Source organism: Chroogloeocystis siderophila 5.2 s.c.1 (genome assembly GCF_001904655.1).
GTDB classification, from domain to species: domain Bacteria; phylum Cyanobacteriota; class Cyanobacteriia; order Cyanobacteriales; family Chroococcidiopsidaceae; genus Chroogloeocystis; species Chroogloeocystis siderophila.
The window spans coordinates 271116-293084 of the sequence record NZ_MRCC01000002.1 but is presented as its reverse complement, the minus strand read 5'-3'; the positions used below and the strand labels follow the sequence as shown (position 1 = coordinate 293084).

The following is a 21969-nucleotide window of genomic DNA, read 5'->3' as shown; positions in this document are numbered from 1 at the left end:
AATCAAGTTTGTTCCAACAAAGTATATCGGTAGTTGCAGCAATCAGGGAATATGAAGTTTGAAGGGCGTTCGTTGGGAAGATTCCGTACTTGGCAGTTGACAGTTCAAGGGTTGGTTTGTGGCATAACGCTTGCTTGGGGCTGGGGAAGAATGACATCAGCCGCCTCGGCGGCAGAGCGTATTACGCTACGCTTGGGACCATTTGAGCAACAAGTTGCGGTTTCAGATTTAGAGCAATTTGCCAAAACGGGAGAAGTCCCGCGCAGTTTACGTTTTTATGCACCCATATTAAGTACACAAGTTCGGGAATTTCTCAATCGGCAGCTTCAGGTAGACCCCAACGTTGCGGATAAAGTTGTCGCGCAGGTGTTGCGATCGCCTACGGGTAAGACGGTGATTGATTCTGTCAGTGCAGCGCTACCAAATACAACAGTTGATCAACTTCAGGCAACGGTATCCCTTGCAGCACGCCAGTTTAATGGACTGAGCGCGATTAACTTACTGCGGGCGTATCCTGAGGAGAATATCACCGTTGATGCGAGCGCGGTTGTCAGTTTGGCATTGCAATTTAATCCGACTTATTGGCAAAGTCAGGCGCTCAGTCCATTACTAGAGCGCGAATTAGCACCGGTGACAAGTTCTGCTCAAGTGCTACCCAAGTTCGATCCGGCAAGGCGCGGAATGCAAGTTGTGCAGCAACAAACGCTGTTTTTGACAGATTATCAGCGTTTTCGCACAATTCCGGTTGATTTGTATACAAGTACAAATCCGCAAGGACCATTAGTCGTCATCTCGCATGGCTTTGGCTCAGATCGCAAATTTTTTGCCTCGACAGCAGAACACATAGCGTCATATGGTTTCACGGTAGCAGCGCTCGAACATCCAGGAAGTAGTATCAAACGTTTAGGAAGTGTCGCCGCAGCTAACGATCCAAACGAAATTATTCCAGCGCAAGAGTTTATCAACCGCCCGCAGGATATCACTTTTGTCTTAAATCGATTAACGAGATACAACCAACAACCTGGGGCGTTACGAGGTAAGTTAAATACACAACAAGTGACAGTTATTGGTCACTCGCTGGGTGGTTACACAGCTTTAGCGTTGGCTGGCGGTGAGGTCGATTTGGATGCAGTGCGGCAGTCGTGTCGCGGGATATCGGCACTAGGACAAGCGCCGGCCGATTGGTTACAATGCGCTGCGGCGGATCTGCCAGAAAGACGTTTAAATTTACGTGATCGCCGCGTGGCGCAAGTTGTTGCCTTGAATCCGCTGGTGGGGAATTTGTTTGGTAAAACAGGTTTAATGCAAGTGACAACGCCTGTCTTGATGCTGGCGGGTACGGAAGATGCGGTGACTCCCATTTTGAATCATCAACTACGTCCGTTTAATCAGTTGCAGGGTCAAAAATATCTCATTACGGCGATTGGTGGAACACATTTAAGTATTGGCGATCTCGGTAATTTAGGACGTGCAGCCAGTGTCCGCACACTCGTCAAAGAACGTTGGGGTGACGAAACACTACCTCTACGGCGACTTGCATCGGGTGCAATGGTTGCTTTTATTAAGCAATTAACTCCTGAAGCACAAGTTTATGCACCGTTTCTCACTCCAGCTTACGCACAATCGCTTTCAACAGCACAACTTCCTTTACGGTTAAATACCAAACTACCATCAACTCTCGATCCTTGGGTGGGGGCGAAAAAAAATCGTTTGTTAATGGCAGTGCGACGAGTTCTAAGGGGTGAAAATATTGTTGCTACTGGGTGGTGGCTTTTGGCGAGGAGTTAGGACATCGACACGCTAAGTTGATAGTTGACAAAGTCTTGCCACACTCTCTTCACTGTCAACTGATCTCTGACCTCTGACCCCTGCTATATAACAACTAGCCACTCACATACTACAAAGACCCGATAGTAACTGTACGGCGGATTTCGTCTGATTTAAAGCCTAACGCCATTGGCTGGCGCACTCCAGGAATAACAGCAACGTCGTACAGTTCTTCTACCATGCCTTCGATGCGTAACCAATGGACAATATCGCCACTACGTAAATCGATAATTTGTAGGCCGCAGCGCGGTTCGACATCTTTGGCGGCGAGGTTTTCGTCTAACGCTAGCCCTGAAAAAGTTTTGTTACCCCGCATTTTAGATAAGCCCACAACGGCGTAATCTCCCCACAAGGCGAGTCCGCGTAAGTAGCCAGGACAAAATGCGATCGCATCAAATTTACCAGCACTAAGATCGACAGTTCCAAAATATCCAGTACCAGAGTTGAGTACCCAGAGTTGATCGCGATAGACTCTGGGAGAGTGCGGCATCGACAGCCCAGATACGACAATCTCATTACTAGGAACATCAATGACACAGCCGCCATTACGACGGCGATCGCGCCAACCATCGCTTACATCGCTTTGACTGACTGCGGTAACGTAGCGAGGTTGACCGTTTTCCATTGCTAAACCGTTGAGATGACAGCGATCTTCGGCGGCGAGTCGCGAAATAAAAAATGGTTGCCACAGGGGAATGAAACTGTAGCGATCGCTAATTGTCGCTAAGCAGCTAAATAGCGTATTGACAAAGATAACGCGACCTTGGCTATCAACATTAATGTCATGAATATCAATGTCGCCCGTGGTGTATCCAACTTGCGGAACATAAAGGCGATCGTAACCACCATTGTGTAGTTGACCCGATTCTAGGGCATTTTCAAAGCACCAGACTTGATACAACGAACTTGTGTACAGGCGATCAGGACTCGCCCACAAGCCCATACAGCGTTCAAACGTGCGTTCAAATACAGATAAACGGCGATCGCTGGTAACACCAATCAGAAATAATTTTCCTGTTTGATACGTTGTAAAAGCAAGGCTAACATGTTGTTCAGATAACCAAGAGATAAATTGCCGAGATGTACTAATTTCTAGCGCAGGTGGAGACGGTTGGGCAGTATCAGGATGCATAGTCGGAATCGTTAGTAATTGCAATGAAACAAAGGTGGGTATTCCCAACCCGATAATTGGTGTTAGTTTAGATTCTGCGTAATATCAGTAGCTACTAATAAAGTTGCGGCTCCACTTGTGTAGCGATCGTACAGAATGCCATTATTTGTAGTCTTACCATCAAATATCCATCCTTGATTGACCGAAGTAATTGAATCACCTGCGTTACCGTTGACAATTAACTGATTGGTCGTATCTGACAAATCTAACAAGTCCAAGCGAGTTAGCTTTAAACTATTATTTCCAGTCCCTGTAAGGTCGATAATTTCAATGTCTGTGATGCGGTTATTAGAAATCATCGTTAAATCAATTGTAATGCCACTTGTATCTACCGCTAGCGTATCCATACCACCCCCGCCATCAATTCGGCGATCAATTACCCCAAAGCTGAGAACATCATTTCCCGCACCACCGTAGAGAACATCACGCCCTAAGCCACCACGCAGCGTGTCGTTACCTGTTCCGCCAATTAAGATGTCATCTCCATTTGTGCCAATGAGTAAATCATTGTTTGGCGTGCCTAAGCGGTTGACTTTGTTTGTAAAGTCACGCCCGAAGATGACATAACTATCACTAAACGCAGTTCTAACAACTAAGTCATCAAAACCATCGCCGTTGATGTCGCTGGCAATATTAACTGAAACACCTGCTGCATCGTCAGGATTAATACCGTTGATTTGAAAACCACTGCTACCATTAATTGCTGAAGAAAGATCGAGGCTACTGCCAAAGTTCTCCTTGCCAAAGACGAGATAACTTACTCCAGCAGACTTTTGACCATTAGCTGCATTGCTTCCTGTTCCGATCAAAAGATCATTTAAGCCATCACCATTCACATCTCCTGCAACACTAATGCTGGCAACGCCTGCTGAACTCTCGATCGAATTAATCACAAAGCCATTACTACCGTTGATATTAGCAAGATTGAACGTCGAGCTAAAGCCAGTTTTACCAAAGATGACATACTTTTTAGTTGAATCATCAACCACAATGTCATCAATGCCGTCGTTATTAATGTCTCCAACAGTATCTATCGAAGTAAAAAAGGTATTGAGACTCGTTGCTTTAATCGTAAAGCCGTTGTTTCCATTGAGTTGAGCGAGGTTGAAATTTTTACTAAAGGCTCCTGCTTTACCAAAAATTACATAACTTTCACCTGCTTTACCCGCAGCATTTGGAGCAGTAATAAAAATATCATCAAAGCCGTCACCATTAACATCGCCCTTAGCTGTAGCCACAAGCGAATAGTCACGGGGATTAATACCGTTGATGACAAAACCATTACTACCATTAAGCTGAGTCAGATTTAGATTAGGAGTAAAACCTTTAGCTCTACCAAACACTACATAGTTAGCACCAGCATTAGTTTTACCGTTTGGATCGCCGTAGCCATCTCCAACAACGATGTCATCGAAGCCATCGCCATTAATATCGCCTGTGATAGTAACGTTGTCAAATCCATAACCAGACTTACTGCCTTTAAGTGCAAATCCGTTGTTGCCATTAAGTTTAGCGAGATCAATGCTAGAGCCAAAGCCTACAGCCTTACCAAATACCACATAGCCTCTCGTGTTAGAGCCAGGATTGGAGGTGCTAATAAGCAAATCATCGTAGCGATCGCCATTGATGTCACCAACATCAACGATAAATGATTCTTTTTCAGCATTCATCAAGTTGAGTGTAAAACCGTTGCTACCATTAAGCTCAGCAAGGTCAAGATTATTACTAAATCCAGCTTTACCAAGTACCACATATTCTTTAGGATTGGGCACAAAAGGAGACGCCCAGAAGATCAAATCATCAAAGCCATCTTTGTTAAGATCAAACGCACTGCGATTAGTATTAATACCGTTAACAGCAAAGCCGTTTCTACCGTTGAGACTAAAAAGATTAAATTCGGTGGAGTTAAACCGGAAGTAATTACCATTAAGATTTAGAGAACCAGACTGACTTTGAATAATTGCAATCAGTTTATCTGGTTGATTTTGAGGTTTGTTTTTATAAAGTGCTGTACCTAACGGTAAGCCAGTAGGCGAAGATCTTAGAAAATAATCACTTTTTGCGCCAGAAAGTCGAACAATATCTTGATTTGGGTTAAAATCGGTGATTAAGGCGTAATCTCCAACTCCTGAGGTTTTATTATTCAGGTCATCATAGAAGTCTTGCGAGAAATCCCCCAATATAAAGGTATCGATTCCTGCACCACCAGTTAAGATATCTTTATCGCCTGGTAGTCCGAAACTTCCTACTAAATAGTCGTTACCTTCTTCACCTTTTAATGTGTCATTACCTGCAAGCCCGATGAGAAGATTATTCGCGTTGTTACCGATAATTTGATTGTTAAGGCTATTACCAATTCCATTTAAATTATCTGCTCTGTAGTAATCATCTTCGCTTAAGATCAGGTTTTCCTGGTGCTTACCTAGTGTATAGTTTTCATCAAACTTAGATACTATAGTATCTACACCTGCATTTGCTACCTCAATAACGGTATTATTGCGATAAAGATAATAAGTATCGTTACCAGTACCGCCTTTGAGAACATCATTCCAGCCATAGAGAATATCGTTACCAGCACCACCGTATAAAGTATCGTACCCCGCAGAGTCAACCTCAGGGACTCTAGCACCTACACCGATGTTAATACCCGATAGCGTGTCGTTGCCATTACCACCATAAAGAACATCATCGCCAAAAAAGTACTCAAAAGCAAATTCATATTCGTCGCCGTCTCCCGCTAGGAAATCATCCCCATCATTGCCATACAAAGTATCACTATCTTCTCTACCATTGAGATAGTTGTCAGCCGCGTTGCCAATAATGATATTTTTTTGGTAATTGCCATTACCGTCCTGAGGTTTTGTTCCTATCAGAGTGAGGTTTTCTACATTGGAGGCTAGGTCGTAGTAGCCTTCCCCTGAAAATTGGACAGTATCTGTACCTTCATTGCTTGTCTCGCTGATCGTATCGTTGATGCTGTCGGTAATATAAATGTCGTTTCCTGTACCACCGACAAGGGTATCAATTCCTGCACCGGCGTCGAGGGTGTCATTACCGCCTAAGCCGAGTAAGCTGTCGTTCCCAGCATATCCAAAGATTGCATCTGCAAACTGAGTACCTGTAAGGGTATCGTTACCGAAAGTGCCATTAATTGTTGCCATACGACAAATAACGAATAAATAGTAGTAAAGATTTGTGTCTTGTTGCGAAGAAAATCTCTGCCTCTGCAAAAGCTTGCGGTGAAGCAGTTTTATTGAATGGAAAGTCAAGCGTTGTTTACACAACTTTCACTATTAAGCGTAGTTTTAAAAAGAATGGATGAAGATAGTTTTTTAGTAAAAATAAATAATATTTCTAGGGCTATTTAAAGATTGCGTGAAGCTGTATAAGTAAAGTAGTTATAAGCCAATGCAAAGAAATATAAATAATTGTAAAATTATTTTTATAAATTACAAAATCTTACCAAAAAGCTACCTTTAGAAGATAGTGTTTAATTGTTATATTCAACTGCTAACTTGCGTAGATTGGGCATTACGGGCGATCGCACTCTTCAAAACCAAGCAAGTATCCATTTTTCTTTGAACTTTTTCTAAAATTAATAAATAGAGCTTAATTCGAGAAGACAATCTATTTTTTAAACTAAAAAGTCTTGAGTAATATACTTTTAAAACTTAATTTTGTAAATTTTCTTATACGAAACATCTCAAGAATAGAATGTTCAAGATTTATTTTAAATAGAGACACCAAATAATATTTTATTTTTGAATATAACAAGAATTTAAAGTATTTTAAAAGGCTTATTACTATGCGAATTATTCAAATTTGGTGCCACTAAAAGCAGACTTTTAGTACGTAGGTTACAATGGAGAATCAATGTTAACGACGACGGTTAGAGACGGGGATCGCGGTATCAGCTATGGGATACAGAATGATTCCTAGGATAGATGGGAAGAATCCAGAATCAGCATTATTGTGAGAGCATACCGCAAAGATAGTTTACTAAGCCTGTTACCAGATGACTCTAAGTTTATAATAATAAAAGAGGAAGAACTTTAACAGACTGGTTGCTTACTTCAGGTATATTTTCAATTGTCGTCACTTAAACCGTTTGCTCTGCTATTTTGGCAGACGAGAGGTATGAAAAAAGAACAAGCAACACCTTTGACAGTTTTATCTCCACACTTGAAAGAAAGCCATTTTTTCGATTCGTCTCCTGAGAGGAGAAATATGTAGCATAAAGTATTGGCAAGGGTGAGTCGCAAAATATCAGAAAGCTAAAATCGGCTAAATCAAAATTTTAATAACAACTTTGAAAAAGGAATCGAGGGTGCTATGAATAGGAGTAACAATAATTGTCCTTGTTGCGGCAATCCACTACTACGCCATGCGCGTCAAGGTGGTATGTATTGGTTCTGCACATCTTGTTGGCAAGAAGTACCAATCCTGGCGGTGAGTAAGTTACCAGTATCAGAAGCTGTAGTACAGCGATCGCAGCCCAAGCAAGTGGTTAATGCTAATTAAGTGTCTGTGTAGGTAGTCTCTACCTGGTAAAATGAGGTGGAGCTACATCACATCAAAAGTTAATGCTTGCAGCTTTGCTTTATGGGCAAGAAGATTTACGTCTAGAACAAGTTGCTGAACCGACGCCAGCAGCAGGCGAAGTTGTGCTTCAGGTAGCAGTCGCAACAACCTGCGGTACTGATTTAAAAGTTTGGCGTCGCGGAAACCATGCTAAAATGCTGCAACTGCCAACCTTGTTTGGACATGAAGCATCTGGACAGATTGTGGCAGTGGGAGAAGGTATTAAAAATTGGCAAGTGGGCGATCGCGTCGTTGCGAATAATTCGGCTCCTTGCATGAAATGCTTCTTTTGTCAACATCAAGAATACTCGCTTTGCCCGCATTTAACGTGGAACAACGGAACGTTTGCGGAGTATCTGAAAATTCCAGCACCAATTGTGCAGCATAATATGTTGCATATTCCTAACAAATTGCCGTACGAATTAGCTGCAATGACTGAACCGCTAGCCTGCGTGTTGCATGGTATATCCCGCTCTAACGTTCAGCAAGGTGATAATATTGTAGTTCTCGGTGATGGTGCGATTGGCTTGATGTTTGTCGCGGTGTTAGCCCAGCAAGGATGTTGCGTTTTATTGTTTGGCGGAAATCCACAGCGGTTAGAAATTGGGCAAAAGTTGGGTACAGCCAAGACTTTCAATTACAAAGAAGTTCGAGATACGCCCTCAGTTGTGAAAGAACATACCGCTGGCTGGGGTGCAGATGTGGTGATTGAAGCAACAGGAGTCCCCACAGTTTGGGAAAGTGCGATCGCGTGTGCGCGCCCTGGTGGAACCGTAAATTTGTTTGGTGGTTGTCCGAGAGATACGACGATTAAAGTTAATACTGAACAGCTACATTACAGCGAACTGACACTGAAAGGTGTGTTTCACAATACTCCGAAGTACGTTCGTGCTGCTTTAGCATTGCTAGCAAGTCGAGTCATTCCATTTGAGTTACTGATTAGCGAACAACGTCCTTTATCTGATTTAAAGCAAGTTTTTCAGGATATGAAAGCGCGTCAGGTGATTAAAGTTGCAATTGCGCCATCGTAGTTTATAAAGAAGCATTGGTATCAGCAGGCTGGTCGAGATGGTGATAAGGAGAGTATTTAACTAACTTAATATTCCAAGGACCTTTGATATGATAAGTGATACCACGCCATTCAACACGCTGCATGAAAATGGCTGCTAGTATTGCGGTAGCATAAACCAACTGGGTTAAAGGAATACCGATGACGATCCGAGCGATCGCACTCATCGAAAACGGTGCAATTATCTCACCACGCGCTTGAACGACTTGACGTACGTCTCGTTCTAAAATTCCTATCAATAAAACAAGCACCAGCGTGTAAATCGTTAATCCGCCTCCTAGCCAAGCAGCTAAATGCCATTGGTTTGTGAATAGTGCCGCGTAGATCAAAATCACCGTGAAAGCAGGAGTTAAAGTTGTGACAAGACTGTAACCTACGATCGCCCGCCAAGCTGGATGATACAGTCGAGAACAAAGTAACTGACGTTTTACCCAACGATAAAAGCTAGGTAAGTCGCACTCTTCTGGATTTACCATAATCAACGCAGGAAGAAACTGAACGCGCATCCCTGTTTCTTGCAAAACTTGATGCAGCATTGTATCTTCACACAACGCATTCTTCCACTTTTCAAGTAACTGTGTTTGTGCAAAAAGTTCGGTTTTCAAGGCTAAAGTTCCACCCCAAGGAATGCGGTAGAAATACATTTGGGTAACAGCAGCTACATTCCATAGATACCGACAGACTGTACCCCAACGCCCCATAGGTACATACCAGCGGTTTCCGGTGACGACTCCAACACGACGATCTGCAAGAGGGCTAACTAATTGACGCAACCAATTGGGGTGGGGAAGTGTATCTGCATCGACTAAAGCGATTACTTCATATTTATCTTTGAGTTCTAAAACAGCTTGCACTAAAGCACTGCACTTGAGGCTACAAGTTTCGCGCACAGTTTGCAATAAACTGACTTGAATATTTGGGGCAGGTTGCTGCTGAAGTGTATCGTTAATAATGTCCCAAGCTGGATCTACTTGACTATCAATGACAGCTTTGATGTCATAGTTAGGGTAGTTTTGTTGTAAGAGCGATCGCAAGCAGTTTGATAGAGATGGATCAGCACCACGCAAACATAAAATGACTGCTACTTTGGGTAATTGGTTATCTGGAACTGGTTTAGGGCTTGGCGATCGCAGCGATGACTTCATTGCCACTGTGAAAAAGATTTGAATAGCCATCAAAATTACAAAAACCAGGATTACGATCAAGACCAAAATATTCATGTGTCCACCTCAAACTTTTTGTCATCTAATACATTGTTATTGTCAAATTCCTACAATTTAGCTTTCTGGCTTTGAATTTGCGGTATTTTATAATTCCATGTGTGAATTGTAAATCCCTAATGAAATAGCACTTTTGCTATAGTTTCTCTACCTAGTCTATATTCATTATTTTTATAGTTTTTTTTTACAGGTCAATAAAAGACTGAACATAAGTTTTAGCTGAATTAAATCCAGGTAAGCTTAATTTATTATAAATTTGTTCTCTTTCTTGAAGCGGATTGTTTTCTAGATTCTCAAATTTAACCTCAACGAAATTGTTTTAGGGAATTAAATTCTTTTTGGCAAAGAAATTATGCATAACCTGTTGATAGAGATTCAAAGATTTCTCTTCTACTTCAGAATCTTCAATTTTTTGGAATCCGAATAGTTGTGTAGAAGCTTTGTATTCTTTCAATCTATATATGAATAAATTTAGCGTTAGGAAACACTTCTAACAAAACTTTGATTCGGGCTGTGTTTGGCGGATTTTTTAAAACTAGACGCTTACCCTACATTGAAAAAGTTGCTTTTTTAAAAACTTTTATATATGCTTGTTGCCATTCTTCTTTAACTTTAAATTCATCAATTTCAAATAAAACATAATTTTTGAAGTAAGATTCAATTTAATTTCTTGTTGGTCTATTTTTGACTGAAATTTAAAATTTTCCCAAAGCTTGATTGGAATTGTCAAAAAACTTAGCAACAATACCCGCAGCACCTTAAGCAGATGTTTTGTATCAGCATCATGACGAAAAAGTAAATTAACTAAAACAGTGAATGAGCCAAATCCATACATGATTATTTTGCTACATTCCAACAGAGCTTAAATAAAATCGCAGATTATGAATTCATCAGCCTGAAATAGTAACGTTGTGAGGCTTTTTATATAATTTTAAACTGCCGTATTCTGGCTTAACGATGCGATCGGCAATACTAAAATATTGGTCATCATGACTAATAACTATTACAGTTTTACCTTTCTTTTTTAAGTTCTGGTAAAAGTTGAGTGTAAAAAAATTTTCTTAAATAAGGAATCTTGAGCGGAAGCCCACTCATCGAAGACATAAAAAGGACGATGTTCCAAGTAAGCAGTGAGTAAAGCAAGGCACTTGCGTTGTCCTTGTGAGAGTGCTGTGGTAGAAAGAATACCATTTTCGATGTAAACTTTATGGTCTAGTTGTAGTTGCACAAGATAGTTATGTGTTTGGGTGTTGATGTGAAGATTTTCAATACCAAGAAAGCGATCAAATAGATAAAAGTCAGAAAATATTGCTGAAAACTACTGGCGGTAATCCTCGCGATCGCTAATTCGTTTGTCATCTAAACAAATCTCATCTGTATCTGTCCCCAACTCGCAGCAGTAGCAAAAATGCTCATACCGAGAACGTTATAGTGTCGATGCGATCGCGCGGTCGTATAAGGTGAATGACAGAAGTTTGCAGAAGTAGGCGGATGAGGTTCATTGATTGAATACCGACGTAGTGACTAAAAATAATTGCAGGGCGATCGCTACGTTTAGTTTAATAGTTTCACTTCCATTTTTCTTGCAGTGAAGCAAAATTTTTTCCTCCTAGTTCAATTTGTTTTTTGCTACATCCTGCTTGTAACCTTGCTACTAAATAGTCCAGATCAGCAGCAATTATATTTGTTCCGTGATCCGGTTCTATCAAGCTAATCAAAGCTATATCTTCCCGTTGTGCTAAGCTTGATATTCCTAAGAAATTAAAGACTCCTGATTCGTAAGTACCGCAAGGTACCGAAGGGTTATTCACTCCGACACAATACTCATTTGGCAGTAGCCAAGCTTGTGCTGGATAACCATGAAAATGAACGATTGGAGCACCTAATTTAATTAATTGTGGTACATATAAAGCTGCTGCTAAAGCAATAGCAAGCATGACGTAAATATCATATGAAGGTTTAATGTCAGTCTCTGGAGTAACACCTTGAGGTAACTGTAGATACAACTTCTCTTTCAAACCCACTCGAATCACATCAGTTTCTAGATTCAAGTTAGTTTTGTTTGCACCAGATCGCGAACTGACAAGCCATATATCTGGGATTTGCTTATATAAATACTCATCTCCTACTTTGATGCGAATATATCTTCTTCCTATCTCATTTTGTCGAACTTCATCGTTGTTAAATCCTTCAACAGGATATAGGTTTGTCCATTGATTCGCACTAATTTCTCTAGCACCCATATAATAAGGAGCTTCTACATAGGCAACAAATCCATAAGAAACTCCTGTTCTGCCATTAACAATAACATTAACAATATCACGATGAGACTTTCTTTTAAGAATTTGACTGAGTTGAGTACCAGGAGGAAATAATTCAGTCGATGCTAATTTATTACCAAGCTTCACCAACTGGGTAGCATAAATAGATGATTTGGGAGCATATTCTCCTACTTCAAATTTGCTTAATGGTAAAGGAAATATTGGAACAAAAAGTTTAGGAACTAAGGATTTTAGTACAAAAGTATTAATGTCTTTTCTTGAGTGTATAGAGTCTGAAAGATTCATATTTAAAATAGAAATATTTTGCTCGGAAACTCCTAGAACTATTTGACTAAAGGTACGTACTAATGTGCTTAAGCCTACTTTAATTTTTCTGGTATAAGGTAAGTCAGGATTTATTAGTTCTTCATCGATTTTTGTCAGTACAATAACCTGAGTATTAGTGGGGTCTTCTATATATTTAGCCGCGTGTTCTTCTGCCCAACTACTAAGTTTAGCAATTCTAGAAACAGACAATCTGGTGACAAAAAGAGAATAGATTTCATATCCTTTCTCTGCTACCCAAATACCAAATTTTCTCAGATAAGAGTAATGTCTTTCTACATCAATAACAGCATCAACACCCATTTTGACAACTTTACTACTAAAAGATTTTTGCCAACCTAGTATGGGTACAGTGATTTTGTAGCGAAGTACTTTTGTTGCTTGTTGCCAAGGTAAAACTTTAACTCCATACTCTATTAGCTTACTTTCTAACGCCTCTCTGAATTGAATAACTTGCAGATTGTTATATCCTTTTGGTAATGGTTTAAATGTCACTGTTAGCTTTGTCGCCATAAAATTGGGGTTGATAATTGGTGGTTTAAAATCTGTTACAGCTTGAAGACAACCACTAATTAAACGTCCAATAGTTGACAAACTTAATTCATGTTCTAAACCACAAACAGTGGTAACTTTTTGTTGACGAAGTAATGCTATAATTTCTGCTTTGTGTTCAACCAAGGCTGCGCGAGTTTCGGATGATAATACCCCTTTACTAGAACGAATACTAAGTTTATCGTTGTTAACATGGAATTGAACACCTTGTTGAGTAAGATTGTGCAGAAGCTCAGTGACTTTCATGATAAGAAAACCCTAATAGTTTACTAAGGAAATATTAAATCTCAAAAAATTCTAAGTCTTCTGATTCTTCAGCTAAGCGTTGAGATAGCCCTTCAATGGTTGGATAATGCCATATCAAAACAGGCGAGATTTGACATCCTAAAAGTTTTTCTGCTTTTCTAGCTATGAGCATGGCTTGTGCAGAATCTAAGCCGTAGCTGTCTAAAGGTTCTCGAATATTGATTTCATCAGATTCAATACCCAATTGCTCTGAAATTTGGACAATTAACCAATTATGAATTTCTGCTGCGGTATATGTGTTTTTGATTAAATTTGGTTGCGATTGGTTCATTTAAGTATCCCTGCAAGCAAAACGAAATTCTATTAACTGATAAAAAGTTGTTCAAGGATAGATTTAGAGCAATCTTGCACGCTAATGCAGCAGATGCTGATATGAATGATTAACTAAGCAACTTGTAGAAAGCCACTATCGATTAAGTTGGATAAATACTTACCGAATAGCTGTGCATCAATTGAAGGACAAGAAATATCAGAATGAGCAAGTGCTTTTAAAGTTTGTTCACAACTTATTTGTGGTCTTCTTACTTGCATATATAATTCTGGAATAGTTAGCTGCTCATCAGACCATTTTTCGAGTAAGAAAGGTCGTAATGTGTATAAAGGATTGTCTACAGAGCATACGCTATTCAATACTTCTGCTTGCCATTGTTCGTAGGGCATAGGTTGAATAGAATGATTTAAAGATTTAACCCATTCAAAAAACTCACGAATGTGAATTGGTCGCGGATGCTGTAGATGAAAAGCTTTCCCGATAGATTCTTTTTGCTGCGATAAGTAAACAATTGCTTGGCTTACATAGTCTACAGGCGACATATCCAACATATAATCAATATCAGGAAAACTGCCTAATTGTACGCAGCCTTTCAGCATCAAACAGATAAAGTCATCAACATTGGAGACACCTGTTTTGCTGTGTCCAGCAATGAGTGGCGGTCGATAAATTGTCACAGGAAGTCCGCGATCGCGTGCAATTTTAACTAGCTTTTCTGCAACCCATTTGGTTTGCGAGTAACCAAGGTAAATTCCCTCCCAATGGTCAAACTCGTCTTGTTCTTTGATAACTTTACCTGCATAATTGGCTGACTCAAAAATTGCAACACTAGAAACATAATGAACGGGCTTGACTTTAAATTGACACGCCAAGCGTAAAATTTCTTGTGTTCCTAAAACGTTTGCGGCTTTGAGTGCAGAATAGGGGTAAACGTAATTGAGCAAAGCTGCGCTATGATAGATAGCATCAATGTTTCCAGCCAGCATTTGAAATTGGGCAGAAGACAATCCTAGTAATGGTTGCGATAAATCGCCTAAAACGGGAATGATGCGATCGCTTAACTCATCTTGCCACAAATTGTATCTTTCTAAATTCTGTTGAAGCCTTTTTTTGCCTTCCTCTGGATGAGCAGCACGAACTAAACAGTAAACATCTGCTGCGGTTTTTTGCAATAATTCTTGAATCAAAAAAGCTCCGAGAAATCCAGTTCCGCCCGTTAAAAAAACACTTTTAGGTTCATCAACTGCATCTAAAAAAGCACTCACAGGAGAAATAGTTGCATCTAAAACGACTTCCGTACTTAAATCTAACTTAGGTATTGTATCAACCGCGAATGATCCTTGCTTTGCTTGACTTTCTAGTGTAAATTCTTCGGCTAAGCGTTGTGATAAGGTTGCAATTGTTGGATAATGCCATAGCCAAACGGGAGATAACGGAAAGCCTAAAAATTGTTCAGCTTTGCTGACGATTGTCATTGCTTGGGCTGAATTCAATCCATAGCTTTCTAATGATTCTTGAACATCAATTTCTTCAGGTTCAATTCCTACTTGTTCGCAAACTTGAGCAATTAACCAAGTTTGAATATCTGTTGTTGTATATGTTTTTTGTAGAGTATGAGAATCAGATAACACCATAACGAAACCTAAAATTGTGATGGACGATATTGGCTAAAAGCTATTGATAACTGACAACCTTGCATCTTCAAATTTTGAATTCGGTATAAATAGGCTGCTCCGGTCATAATTTGGTCAGCAATATCAACAACTTTACGGTTACTTGGTTCGCTCAAATAAGAACCTCTAGCCCAATCATTGAAACTTCCCATTGCAGGCCCACACCAAATTTGATAATCAATTTCTCTTCCTTTTTCACCAGAATTAGACCAACGCGAAGATAAACCTAAATACCAGCGAAAAATCAACGCCATTTTTAATTTAGGATTATTTGCCGCTTTATGAATTTTGTCTGGGTTTCTTGTCGATACATAAGCGACGGTATCTTCCCAAACGTCATTTAAACTTCTACGGAAGATTTGTTTTTCGAGTTTCTCTCTTTCTACTGCTGGAATCTCATCAATTGAGTCGTAATTTTTGTACAATTCATACAACTTTTGGGCGCGTACAGGAAATAGCGTTCCTCGTTTTAAAACTTGTAATTTTACACCCATTTCAAACATATCTGCGGCGGGAGCCATCATCACATCTGGCATTTCTGCTTGCGCGAGTAACTCTTTTGTGTGAGGCGAAGTTCCTGCTTCTACGCACGATTGATTTACTGAACCTGTGACAACATAAGCAGCACCCATCATGAAAGCAGCAAGTGCAGATTGTGGTGTCGAAATTCCTCCTGCAACACCGACTCGTACAGGTTGTTGATAACCATATTTTTTTTGAACTTCGTCGCGTAATTCTAAAATTGAAGGCAGTAAACAAACTAATGGTCGATTATCAGTATGACCGCCCGAATCTGCCTCTACTGTAATATCATCAGCGACAGGAATTTTTTCGGCTAAAGTTGCTTGTAATTCTGTAATTAGATTTTGAGCGACTAATTCTTTAAGAATTTTTGTCGGGGCGGGTTGAAGAAATTTAATCGCTATTTCTCGACGCGAGAGTTTAGCAATAAGTTTATTTTTGGTAAGAATTTGTTGATGAGAATCAAGGCTTAATCCAGCGGCACGATAGTAAACAACGTTAGAAGTTAAATCGAGAAATGCTGAAGCTTCTACGGTTGTCACGCCGTATTTGAGATACAAATCGACTGCACGTCGTTCGATCACAGGTTCGCTAGGACTATGCAGTAAATTAAAAGCGTATGGTCCTTCGGGTAGTGCTTGCTGAATCTGGTTGATTGCAGACTCTACACGAGAAGGCGCTAAACCGCCTGCACCAAAGCAACTCAGTATTTTTGCTTTTCCTAAAGCGATGACGAGTTCTTCTGATGCAATTCCGTGCGCCATTGCACCTGTGGCGTAGGCGTATTTCACCTGATGAAAATCGAGAAAACCCGCATCACCTAGTTGTGACGTAGATAAAGGGGGAGTAGCGGTTAAGAGTTCGGCTTGTCCACTTTTGCCATTATTGGCTGTGTAAGTGTAACCTTCATTCGTAGCGCCAATTTGGTTATTTGAGCGCACAATGTAACAAGGTTGAGCTAAATTGAGTAGTTTCGCTTTGATTCCTGCTTCATCAAAGGCAACGGTATCTAGCGAACCGTACCAAGCTTGAGTTGATGCACCTGTGAATTTGAGGCGATCGCTTTTATTAATTGTATTAACCACGTTTGTTAATCCTCTAACGATAATCAATACCTGTTAGTGACTTATTAACATCATCTTCAAGACATAGATAAACTAACTGGTTTACTGACTGGAGGATTTGTATTGATATCTTGAGTTGCTAATTGCGAGTAGGTCATCTGTAGCTGAATCATTCTACTCATTTGTTGTAAAGCTTTTTGGCGTGCTTGGAGAAATTGTGTATGGATTTGAGTTGTGCGTTGATTGTTTTCTTTTAATTTCAAATAGGTATTGTTATCTTCAAGGCAATGATTGCGTTTAGGAAAGAGTGTCTGCTGTGCTATCAACGGTATAACTGGATTTGTCTGTTCGATAACCTTGATAGTTTCGGATGATGTGGGAATAGCTTCTACTGAAATTGTCGTGTTATCTTTTTGTAAAACTTGCATAGGTGCTTGCTCAATGACGGTATTTTTATTAACGACAACGGAATCATCTACACTATCTAATTCAATTTGATTTAAAGGTAAACTTGTTAAACTTAAGGATTTTTGTTGCGTTGCTAAAGAAACTATTGAGTGTGATCGCGTGTATAGAGGGGATAAATCGAGAGAAACTTGATGGCTCAGAAGCTTTGCTAAGGCTTTGAGAATAGATGTATGATCATCTACACCTCGGCGATTTACAGACACTGTCACGTGTTCTTGACCTTTGAGATTTTCGCTAATCCACCGCGAACAATTACTTCCCGCACCGACTTCAATAAAGACACGTACGCCATCAGCATAAACACGATTCACTAAACGCGGAAAATCAACTTGTTGGCAAAGACATTGGGCGATATGATGCGCGATAGATTCACTATTGAGTGCGATCGGTGCGTATTTTGCGGATGAATAAAAGAGAGTTTCTGGAATATTTTGAACAGGTAGAGTCTTGATACGAACAAGTTCCGAATACTCGGATCGCATTGCTTCGCAGTGAATCACATGATTAAATGGGGCACGGAAGGCGTCGCAATTCAATTTTTCAATTAATCGCAAACAGGCTTGGGTTTCTCCTGCAATAACACATTCTTTGGGAGTATTAATTTGAGTTAAATAAACGCGATTTTCTTGCTTAATGTATTCTTGAATATCAGCAACTGAAGCGATTAAAACATAGGTACTCCAAAATTCATCAGGATTTTCTACTAGCGGTAAACCCCAAAATTCGCGGACAGCATCTTTAGAACCAGCAAGCCGAGTACTAAATAATGGTGATGCATTTAATGAATTGCTACATTCTTGAAAATCCGTCCAGACGCCTTGTGAAAACATCATGCTGGTTTCGCCTAGACTGTAACCGAAGCTGCAATATGGCTTGATGTGAAAGTAATCTTTGAAAATAGTTGTGATAAGTCCAGCGTAGCCCATTTCTGACTCTAGCATTGCCAGAGGATCGTTGAGCAATTGCTGTTCAATACTTTCTAATTGGCGTTTTGATAATTTGTGCAAGCTGCGCGGATAGAGACGCTTTTCAATATTGGCAACGCGGTTGCAAGCACTTTTAATGACAATATCGTCGTAAATTTGAGGAAATAAGCGAAACAGAGTTCTGCTAATACCAACATAAGAGTTATACGCCCCAGGATAAACATAGGCGATCGCGCCTTTTTTCCCTAAGGGATTTGTCGTAAAATAACTGCCTACAGGTGAGTGCCAATCGCCGTTTTGCTCAAATGCACGTTCTACACCTGTAAAGGCGCGTTGAATTTCTCGTAATAAGTCGTCTTTGTTGCGTCCGAGAAGTGCTAGTGTATAAGCTGCATTCACTTGCTTTTGGAAAGTAGCAAACGTTTGACTTGCCGCTGTGGTTAAAGAAGTACAATCTTGAATAGTTTGCTCTAGTGTATGCAGTTGCGCAATTAAATCAGTATGATTCTCAGCCGCGAGCGCAAATAGATAAAATGGCATTTGAGTCAAATACCGATTGCTATCTGCATAAAATCGCGTCAAGTTCTTTTTGCTTGTGTCTTCAGATAAAATGATATGAGCGTAGCTGCCATCTAAGGAAATACTATTAATTGCAGCGCTTCTTGGCTTCTCTAACGCGCGAAACCAAGGTTTCGATTCTGTCGCGACGTAAAAAGGACTTTCTTGCCAAATTTCGGGGTTTTTGGGACGACTCCACTGCGGTGTTGCAGGAATATAGCGGTAATACAGGCATAGCGCAGTTTTAATCAAACTCATGATTTCAGCTGCTGCATAGGTGTGTCCGATATTGGCTTTGACACTACCAATGGCACAACTGAGTTCAGTCGATGTTTGATACGCGGCGAGTAAACCTGCTATTTCTGCGTTATCTTCTGCTTCTACTCCACTACCATGCACTTCGAGATAGTCGATATCTTGGGGGTAAAGATCGGCAATTTGAAAAGCGCGTTGACAAACTTGCGTAACCGCTGCGGAATCGTACGCGGAAGCTGTATGCTGTGGCAGTAAACTAATCGCATCAATCACCGCATAGATGCGATCGCATGAGGTGATCGCGGTATCGAGTAACTTTAAAACAACTGCACCCGCACCCTCACCAACGATCCAACCATTAGCATTTTCGTCATAACTTAAAGTAGGAACACCTGTATTAATTTTGGCTAACTGGTTGCGTAATAAAACACTTTCGCTACTACCAGCTAAATCGACTGCACCAACGACAACCGCATCGACTTCGCCGAGTACAAGAAGATTTTGGGCAACTTCTAGCGCTTTAAATGCTGAATTCTCTTCGGCTGTTAGTGTAAACGCGGGTGCTTCAAATTGCCACAACGCAGAAATGCGAGTTGCGATCGTGTTTTCTATAGGACTACGATATTCACTTTGTGTCTGACTAATATTTGTTGTAGCCAACGCCGAATCATTCGCTGTCGTTTTCCCCGCCAAAATTGTTTGTAGTTGTCGAGTAAACTGCTGTTTACTATAAAGTCTCTGTAGCGAAATTTGAGTTGCCGTAGCAATAATAACGGCAACTTTTTCACCAGGCTTAATTTCCGCATCTTGCAAAGCATTATTTGCAACTTTAAGTATTAATAGTTCTTGCGGATTCAATTCTTCTATATCGTTAATTGCTAGTTGCTCATTAATTTTGAATGGTAGATACCCTCCTAAAGGCACTTGATTATTTTCAATTTGGTTTTCCTTAAGAAGCTGTTCTGCTTTACCTTGCCAGCGACTTCGAGGTAACTCAATAAAATTTTGTTTTCCTTCATAAACAATTCGCTCAAAGCTATCTAAATCTTGGCACGAACCTGCAATCAAGTTCATCCCAGTAATAGCTATTTTGGGAGCTTGTTTTTGCGTCAACATCGTTTACCTCTACTCTTTCGTTCTGCTGTGCCTCTGTATCAATTCTTATGACTTTAAAGACAATAAAGTTCCCTTAGCTTCAGTCATGCGCGAATAAATCTTTCCTTGACTATCGTGAGTAATGACCTCAGCGACTATGCTACTATCTGTTTTAGACTTGACTTCACAAGAGACATAAAATATTTCATCAAAAGAAACCGGCGCAAATTGTTTGTAAAGATGAATTGCCGAAGGTAAACAACCGTGCTGATGAAAATATTGTGACCAAATCCACAAAGAATGAATTTGGACATCAACGATATAGGGATTAAACGTTTGGACGGGAAATTGCCCTTGTTGCTGTTCGCTGACTTGCGGAAGTAAGCACTCAATCGTTACTTTTTCTGGAGTTATATTGAGAACTCGCCTAACTCCCTGAAAACTTTTACCATGAAATAAGCTGGCGGAACCATCCTGATAAAAAGATTCAGAAGGATAACTTTGGTCGAAGTTGAGGTTAAGAAAATGGTAATTGGGGGAAGAAGAACTTTGGCGTTTTAGAGTTAATTGCGTGCTAAAGTGATAGCGAATTTTTCCTTCTAAATTCTTACTCCAAATTTTAGCATCAAATTCAATTTCTATGTTGTTTTTGTTAATTTCTTGCAGTTCAAGTGTATATTCAGTAGGCGTGGTAGGTTCAAATATAATTCCTTTGAGAACTTTGTAATTTCTACAGCTACAAAAGTGATAACCAGGATAAAGTTGTTCGCACGTATTCGCGATCCAAGCTATGGCACAAGTTGCTGGAAGAACAGGGCGATTTGCAATTATGTGGTCTTGTAAAAACGGATTAGCCACTAAAGTTAAGTGCCGCTGAATGCGAAAAGTTTGTAGTTGAGAATTGAAGGTTTCTGAAAAGGTTAAAGGGCTACCAATAACAACTTGAGTATCTTGATGAGTTGATTCAAGTTCTTTCACAAGCATTTTGGCACCAACTTGGATCGGAATTGTTTCAATGTTGCGTTCGGCGAATGCTTTTTTTAATTCAGGGCTAACCATCCCGCTATCCCAAGGTCCCCAATTAATCGCAACAACATGACAATCAGGATAGTAGTATTTAACAAGCTGCGCTGATTTATTCAGAACTTCGTTGGCGATCGCATAATCAGCTTGTCCGACATTGCCGTAAAACCCTGCAACCGAAGAAAATAAAACCAAGTGTTGCAACTGGCTTATCGGAATACAACGCAACAGATTGGCTAAACCCGTCACTTTGGCGTTATAAACTTTGTCAAAGTCTTGCGCAGATTTTTTTTCAATCCGCTTATCCGCTAGATTACCTGCGCCGTGAATCATTCCGGTGACTGTTTCCAGACGTTCGGCGATCGCTTGTAACGCTGCTGCATCGGTGACATCAACACTGAGGTATTCGGCTTCGCCACCCGCTTGCGCGATGGCATCGAGTGTTGCTTGAATTTCGCGGGCTGATGCGATCGCATTGTAGTGTTTCTGCACCGTAGCGGGAGTTGGTTTTTCCCCACTGGCAATCAGATACTCCATAATGCGCTTTTTCAGTTCCGCTTCACTCGTGCATCTTTTAGCCCATACAGGTTCTGGCGTGAGTGAAGAACGTCCTAAAAGAATAAATTTGCATTGCTTCGCTTTCGCTAATTCGATAACGCATTGTGCAGTTATTCCCTTAGCACCACCGCTGACAAGAAATACAGAATTTGAGTCAACCTGGCTTTTCATGCGTTTATTCCGATTCTTGAAAGTTTTCATGACAGGTAGGATGTCTTTTCCAC

Annotated in this window: 13 protein-coding genes and 1 pseudogene; 3 read left to right on the top strand and 11 right to left on the bottom strand. The window is 40.4% G+C overall.

The genetic code is table 11. The annotated features are described in order from the left end of the window. Nucleotides 1-51: 51 nt before the first annotated feature. A complete protein-coding gene (locus NIES1031_RS03070; RefSeq protein WP_073548045.1) occupies nucleotides 52-1788 on the top strand; it encodes an alpha/beta hydrolase in 1737 nt (578 codons plus the stop codon). Nucleotides 1789-1897: 109 nt separating this feature from the next. On the opposite strand, the gene NIES1031_RS03065 is transcribed toward NIES1031_RS03070, so the two are convergent. Together NIES1031_RS03065 and NIES1031_RS03060 are read right to left on the bottom strand one after the other, a co-directional pair. Beyond that, complete coding sequence (locus NIES1031_RS03065; protein WP_236738700.1) at nucleotides 1898-2983, bottom strand: TIGR03032 family protein; 1086 nt, start codon at nucleotides 2981-2983, stop codon at nucleotides 1898-1900. A 38-nt stretch (nucleotides 2984-3021) separates the two neighbouring features. Beyond that, the gene (locus NIES1031_RS03060; RefSeq protein ID WP_073548044.1) at nucleotides 3022-6159 is read right to left on the bottom strand and encodes an FG-GAP repeat protein; all 3138 of its coding nucleotides are present in this window, start codon (nucleotides 6157-6159) and stop codon (nucleotides 3022-3024) included. A 1171-nt stretch (nucleotides 6160-7330) separates the two neighbouring features. Between NIES1031_RS03060 and NIES1031_RS03055 the strand changes: the two genes are divergently transcribed. Together NIES1031_RS03055 and NIES1031_RS03050 are read left to right on the top strand one after the other, a co-directional pair. Further along, nucleotides 7331-7519, top strand: a complete 189-nt coding sequence (locus NIES1031_RS03055) for a hypothetical protein (RefSeq protein WP_073548043.1) — start codon at nucleotides 7331-7333, stop codon at nucleotides 7517-7519. Nucleotides 7520-7581: 62 nt separating this feature from the next. Further along, nucleotides 7582-8610, top strand: coding sequence for a zinc-dependent alcohol dehydrogenase (locus NIES1031_RS03050; protein ID WP_073548042.1), 1029 nt, complete (start codon nucleotides 7582-7584; stop codon nucleotides 8608-8610). 1 nt (nucleotide 8611) lies between these two features. On the opposite strand, the gene NIES1031_RS03045 is transcribed toward NIES1031_RS03050, so the two are convergent. The 9 genes and pseudogenes from NIES1031_RS03045 to NIES1031_RS03000 form a co-directional block, all read right to left on the bottom strand. After that, a complete protein-coding gene (locus NIES1031_RS03045) occupies nucleotides 8612-9823 on the bottom strand; it encodes a glycosyltransferase family 2 protein (protein WP_236738699.1) in 1212 nt (403 codons plus the stop codon). Nucleotides 9824-10323: 500 nt separating this feature from the next. Further along, nucleotides 10324-10401, bottom strand: a pseudogene (locus NIES1031_RS26290) (hypothetical protein); the annotation flags it as partial. Between the two features lie 491 nt (nucleotides 10402-10892). Then, on the bottom strand, nucleotides 10893-11096 hold the full coding sequence (locus NIES1031_RS24145; RefSeq protein WP_073548039.1) for a hypothetical protein: 204 nt from the start codon (nucleotides 11094-11096) through the stop codon (nucleotides 10893-10895). Nucleotides 11097-11436: 340 nt separating this feature from the next. Then, nucleotides 11437-13272 carry a TubC N-terminal docking domain-related protein gene (locus NIES1031_RS03025; protein WP_073548038.1) on the bottom strand — a complete coding sequence of 612 codons (1836 nt, stop codon included), beginning with the start codon at nucleotides 13270-13272 and terminating at the stop codon, nucleotides 11437-11439. 34 nt (nucleotides 13273-13306) lie between these two features. Continuing rightward, a complete protein-coding gene (locus NIES1031_RS03020; RefSeq protein ID WP_073548037.1) occupies nucleotides 13307-13603 on the bottom strand; it encodes an acyl carrier protein in 297 nt (98 codons plus the stop codon). A gap of 113 nt (nucleotides 13604-13716) precedes the next feature. Next, complete coding sequence (locus NIES1031_RS03015) at nucleotides 13717-15237, bottom strand: thioester reductase domain-containing protein (RefSeq protein ID WP_073548036.1); 1521 nt, start codon at nucleotides 15235-15237, stop codon at nucleotides 13717-13719. A gap of 8 nt (nucleotides 15238-15245) precedes the next feature. Further along, nucleotides 15246-16883 (bottom strand): PfaD family polyunsaturated fatty acid/polyketide biosynthesis protein, encoded by a 1638-nt coding sequence (locus tag NIES1031_RS03010; protein ID WP_073548035.1) that lies wholly within the window; start codon nucleotides 16881-16883, stop codon nucleotides 15246-15248. Between the two features lie 56 nt (nucleotides 16884-16939). Continuing rightward, nucleotides 16940-20185, bottom strand: coding sequence for a PfaB family protein (locus tag NIES1031_RS03005; RefSeq protein ID WP_073548034.1), 3246 nt, complete (start codon nucleotides 20183-20185; stop codon nucleotides 16940-16942). Nucleotides 20186-20230: 45 nt separating this feature from the next. Then, nucleotides 20231-21916, bottom strand: coding sequence for an SDR family NAD(P)-dependent oxidoreductase (locus tag NIES1031_RS03000; RefSeq protein ID WP_073548033.1), 1686 nt, complete (start codon nucleotides 21914-21916; stop codon nucleotides 20231-20233). Between the last annotated feature and the right edge of the window lie 53 nt (nucleotides 21917-21969).

Excerpts from the sequence above, each read along its gene's own strand:
- NIES1031_RS03070 (WP_073548045.1), top strand. The coding sequence starts at position 52 with ATGAAGTTTGAAGGGCGTTCGTTGGGAAGATTCCGTACTTGGCAGTTG.
- NIES1031_RS03060 (WP_073548044.1), bottom strand. The coding sequence starts at position 6,159 with ATGGCAACAATTAATGGCACTTTCGGTAACGATACCCTTACAGGTACT.
- NIES1031_RS03055 (WP_073548043.1), top strand. The coding sequence starts at position 7,331 with ATGAATAGGAGTAACAATAATTGTCCTTGTTGCGGCAATCCACTACTA.
- NIES1031_RS03050 (WP_073548042.1), top strand. The coding sequence starts at position 7,582 with ATGCTTGCAGCTTTGCTTTATGGGCAAGAAGATTTACGTCTAGAACAA.
- NIES1031_RS03045 (WP_236738699.1), bottom strand. The coding sequence starts at position 9,823 with ATGGCTATTCAAATCTTTTTCACAGTGGCAATGAAGTCATCGCTGCGA.
- NIES1031_RS03025 (WP_073548038.1), bottom strand. The coding sequence starts at position 13,272 with ATGAAAGTCACTGAGCTTCTGCACAATCTTACTCAACAAGGTGTTCAA.
- NIES1031_RS03020 (WP_073548037.1), bottom strand. The coding sequence starts at position 13,603 with ATGAACCAATCGCAACCAAATTTAATCAAAAACACATATACCGCAGCA.
- NIES1031_RS03015 (WP_073548036.1), bottom strand. The coding sequence starts at position 15,237 with ATGGTGTTATCTGATTCTCATACTCTACAAAAAACATATACAACAACA.
- NIES1031_RS03005 (WP_073548034.1), bottom strand. The coding sequence starts at position 20,185 with ATGTTGACGCAAAAACAAGCTCCCAAAATAGCTATTACTGGGATGAAC.
- NIES1031_RS03000 (WP_073548033.1), bottom strand. The coding sequence starts at position 21,916 with ATGAAAAGCCAGGTTGACTCAAATTCTGTATTTCTTGTCAGCGGTGGT.